Annotated in this window: 2 protein-coding genes; one reads left to right on the top strand and one right to left on the bottom strand. The window is 45.1% G+C overall.

The features are described 5' to 3' along the window. Positions 1 to 140 precede the first annotated feature (140 nt). Positions 141 to 1,997 (bottom strand): hypothetical protein, encoded by a 1,857-nt coding sequence (locus tag ACLFWI_RS29200; RefSeq protein WP_446415842.1) that lies wholly within the window; start codon positions 1,995 to 1,997, stop codon positions 141 to 143. A 288-nt stretch (positions 1,998 to 2,285) separates the two neighbouring features. Here ACLFWI_RS29200 and ACLFWI_RS29195 point away from each other — a divergent pair, with 288 nt between their 5' ends. Then, positions 2,286 to 2,540: a UPF0175 family protein gene (locus ACLFWI_RS29195; protein ID WP_446415841.1), complete on the top strand. Its 255-nt coding sequence runs from the start codon at positions 2,286 to 2,288 to the stop codon at positions 2,538 to 2,540. Positions 2,541 to 2,605: the final 65 nt, after the last annotated feature.

Genomic DNA, 2,605 nt, shown 5'->3' with positions numbered 1-2,605 from the left:
CTTAAACATCAAGTAATTTAGCTTACTGAGGAAGTTTGTCAACCCGTTTTAACGGGTTTTAGCTTTTAGCCCGAACTTTAGTTCAGGGCTTTAAGTAGATGAAGCGGGCTTTTATGGCGAAGACAGCGCTACAAACTTTATTACAACCCCAATTCCTCGGCTAAATTATCGGCAATCAAGGCATTAATATCTCGAATGGTTATCCCCGCCGCTTGGACAATATCTTGACGATGGAGAAAATCCTGGAAACTGGCATGATAAATACTATAACGGGTTTGTCCTTCAATCCGTTCCTTCCGCAAAAACTGCTCCCACTCATCCAAGACTCCTTGCACCGTCAACGCATCTTCTCCTGCAAATTGGGCAATCAGCAACGATGATACAGGTTTCCGGGCTTCCGCTAAAACATAGACGATTCTAATCTTAGTTCGCGGTAACGGTTTATCCTTCATCCCCATGCGTTGCCAATGCTGGTAATAATATTGCTGCAAGCCTTGGGGTAAGTTGGCGAGATTTAAATCCTGATACGCGCCAGACTCGATATCTTCTAAGACATAGCGCAAATACATGAAGTTGCGATCGCTCTTTTGTGCCAGAGTGGTGATAAAGGTGGCTGTGTCTTGTCCCTGATTCTCTACCCACTGTTGCAATCTGGGCTTTTTCTGAACCTGTTGCTCAATATAACGCTGTACGTCTTGTAAACTTTCTGCCCCATACTCCATTAAATTAAACAGGTAGGGCTTATTCACCGTTAACGGAACATACGTCTGGCGTTTTGTCAAGATAAAATAAACGCCATTGGGTAAAGACACTGGGAGATAGAGAACATTCGCCCCATCCGTCTGACTCTTCATCTCCACCTCATCCAACGCATCCACTGCAATCACGACGGGGGAATAGTGAGGGGCAATTTCGGTTAACAGTCGCGCTAAGAAATTGCCATCGCGGGTATTCTCTGGATGTAAGGGCAAATCATAAGGTAACTGATAGCGTTCAATTAACTGACGGCAAACACTCTTGAGGAAATCATCAGCGCGATTGATGCCTTGCGATCGCACATTAAAGTATGCCACACATCCGGTCTGTCGCACATATTCGGCTAATATGGCACTTTTGCCCACACCGGGATCAGCTTCAATAATAAAATAACCATTAGGCTGTTGTTGTAAGAAGTCCTGAATCGCCCGAAATACAAACTCCCGCCCGACAAATCCTTCTGTCTTCTCCGCAATTAGGGATTGAAACTGAAGCGGAACCGCCGGATGTGCGGATAACTGGTTATGGATACGTTCTAACCAGCCTTTAATTTCACCCATATCTCGCCCTAGATTTGTCAGAGAGGTTTCGATATCCTCAACCGTCACCTGCTGGCGTTTCAAATTGGCATTAATCTGAGTCAGCAATTGTCCCTGAATTATCTCCCGCAGTACCGGATTCTGCTGCATCTCCACTGCAAAATAGGCACACATCCGTTCAAACAAGCCTAATTGGGGAGTTACAGCCTTGGTTTGGTAAAGTGCGATCGCATTCTCCTGCTGTAAGACTACCATCAATTGCTGACGTACCACCCCAAGTGTATCCCCAACCAACGCCCCATCTGGGGTTAGCAGGGAGTCAATATCAGCCACAGGTGTCACCGCTAATTCGCCAAATTGCCCCAATTCCTGCTTCTGTAAATCCGCCTTTAGCCGTTTTAACTTTTGGTTTAGCCAAGTTATCTCATTTTTGTATTGAGGTGGACAATCCCAACTATTTTTATACTCCTTCCTCCCCATCAATTCACTCAGACAGTCTTCCACCAAACTTTGCTGCGCCAACAAAAACGCCCGCCCCACCGCCATTTGTATCTCCTGATGCATTGGCGTATCTCCAGGTTTGAGGCAATTCATCATCCCTTTCAACCCCTTACCCAAGGTATCCAACCCCACATCCGCCTTATTTCCGACAATCCCCGATAAAGCGGCGGCTAAAATCCATCCCCAGGTAATTGGTTCCATCCCATCAGTCTCCTATACTGTCACGAATCTAGGCCTAAAGCCCTTACTACGAACCCAAGCTAATCTACTAAATTAGGTGTGCCACGCCACTACAAATAGAGGCTTTGCATAAGTCCTATTCTAATCGTGCAATGAATACATTCCCCAGCTATTGCCCAAAGGGATGGGATATGGCATAAAATTCGGGAAAATTGGTATTAGTATTAATAAAACACAATTGGCGTCGAACGGGAATCATCTTTTAATACTAGAGAAATCCCTTTGCATCCCCCTATTCAAGAAAATACTATGTCACACCAACTCACAATTAGCTACCCAGAAACCTTTCCTGATGCCCTGCAACAAACTAAAGAACAGTTTGAACAAGAGGCAAAATGGGCAATGGCAATCAAACTCTTTGAAATGAAACGCTTATCGTCCGGCATGGCTGCTGCATTAGTTGGCATCGATAGAGTCTCATTCCTGCTTTCTTTACATCGGTATGGTGTGCCGATGATTGACCTCACCGAAGCCGAATTATTATCAGATTTAGAAAATGCCTGAACCTGAACGGATTGTCATCAACACCGCACCCCTAATTGCGATTGTGGCAGCATTAGGGGATTTAA

It is taken from the genome of Coleofasciculus sp. (assembly GCF_046539235.1).
In the GTDB taxonomy this organism is placed as follows: Bacteria; Cyanobacteriota; Cyanobacteriia; order Cyanobacteriales; family Coleofasciculaceae; genus Coleofasciculus.
Note: the sequence above shows the minus strand (reverse complement) of the source record. Positions and strands in the feature narration are given on the sequence as shown.